This window comes from Kitasatospora sp. NPDC007106, assembly GCF_040634455.1.
In the GTDB taxonomy this organism is placed as follows: domain Bacteria; phylum Actinomycetota; class Actinomycetes; order Streptomycetales; family Streptomycetaceae; genus Kitasatospora; species Kitasatospora arboriphila.
Window position 1 is genome coordinate 1 of sequence record NZ_JBEYFP010001319.1, and the last position, 1,258, is coordinate 1,258.

The following is a 1,258-nucleotide window of genomic DNA, read 5'->3' on the forward strand; positions in this document are numbered from 1 at the left end:
CTGCCGAGCGCCGACGCCTGGGTCGTCTCCGACCTCGGGTGCGCGGTGGGCGGCGCCGGCGGCATCGGCGCCGGGGACAGCTCCGGCGGTGCTGATCTGTTCGAACCGGGCGCCCATCGCCTCGGCCAGCGCGTGGGCGCCGGACAACGGACGGACCATCACCGTGAAGTCGTCGATCAGGCCCTCCTCGTCCAGGTGCAGGAAGTCGCAGCCGTCCACGCGGCGGCCGTCGACCGTCGCGGTGAAGGCGAGCGCGTGCCCGCGGCCGTCCTCGCTCGCGAACTCCCGGACGTAGCGGAAGTCCTCGAAGACCTGCATCACGGCGCGCAGGATCGCCGCCGTGATCGCCCGGCCCGCGTAGGGCTTGAAGGCGACGGGGCTGGTGAAGACGACGTCCTCGGCGAGCAGGGCCTCGATCGCCGCCGGGTCGCGCCGCTCGACGGCCTCGCGGAAGGGGTGCATCCGGCCACCTCCGGGTGGGGGAGATACTCAACTTTTTGAATAGGTGTGGAGGAGACTAGGCGGGTTTCCCGGCCGCTGTCCAGAGGCGCCCGGACCGGCGGCGCTACCCTGTCGGGATGGCGTTGCGCAACGCGGTGATGGCCGCACTGCTGGAGGGCGAGGCGTCCGGGTACGACCTGGCCAAGGAGTTCGACGCATCCGTCGCGAACTTCTGGATGGCCACCCCGCAGCAGCTCTACCGGGAGCTCGACCGGATGGAGGCCGAGGGGCTCGTCCGGGCCCGCGTCGTCGAGCAGGAACGCCGCCCCAACAAACGGCTCTTCTCGCTCACCGAGCAGGGCCGCCGGCACCTGCGCGAGTTCACCGCCGAACCGCTGCGCCCCGGCGCGATCCGCGACGAGCTGATGGTCAAGGTGCAGGCGGTGGACGCGGGCGACGCCGGTGCCGTACGGGCGGCCGTCGCCGAACGGATCGCCTGGGCCGAGGCGAAGATCGCCCGCTGGGAACGGCTGCGGGCGCGGCTCCTCGACGGTCGCACCGAGGACGAGTTCCTCGCCGGCGCCGAGCGCATCGGCCCCTACCTCACCCTGCTGCGCGGCCTCGCCTTCGAGGAGGAGAACATCCGCTGGGGCCGGCGTGCCCTGGCCGTCCTCGACCGCCGCGCCGCCGCCCTGCAGTGACCGCGCGGCTCGGCCCGTCGTCCCCGGCGCCCGCTCCCGCGACGGGTGGGCCCGCTGGGAGTCCGAGGAGGACGGCGAGGAGGGCCAGGAGGGCCAGGAGCGGCGCGGCTGGGGCC

2 protein-coding genes are annotated in these 1,258 nt (G+C 73.8%); one reads left to right on the plus strand and one right to left on the minus strand.

What is annotated here, in order from left to right; all coding sequences use genetic code 11:
* On the minus strand, window positions 1–462 hold a 462-nt coding region (locus ABZ641_RS38140; protein ID WP_359989239.1), incomplete at its 3' end, for a nuclear transport factor 2 family protein.
* 116 nt (window positions 463–578) lie between these two features.
* Here ABZ641_RS38140 and ABZ641_RS38145 point away from each other — a divergent pair.
* The gene (locus tag ABZ641_RS38145; RefSeq protein ID WP_344626461.1) at window positions 579–1,142 is read left to right on the plus strand and encodes a PadR family transcriptional regulator; all 564 of its coding nucleotides are present in this window, start codon (window positions 579–581) and stop codon (window positions 1,140–1,142) included.
* The last annotated feature ends 116 nt before the right edge of the window (window positions 1,143–1,258 follow it).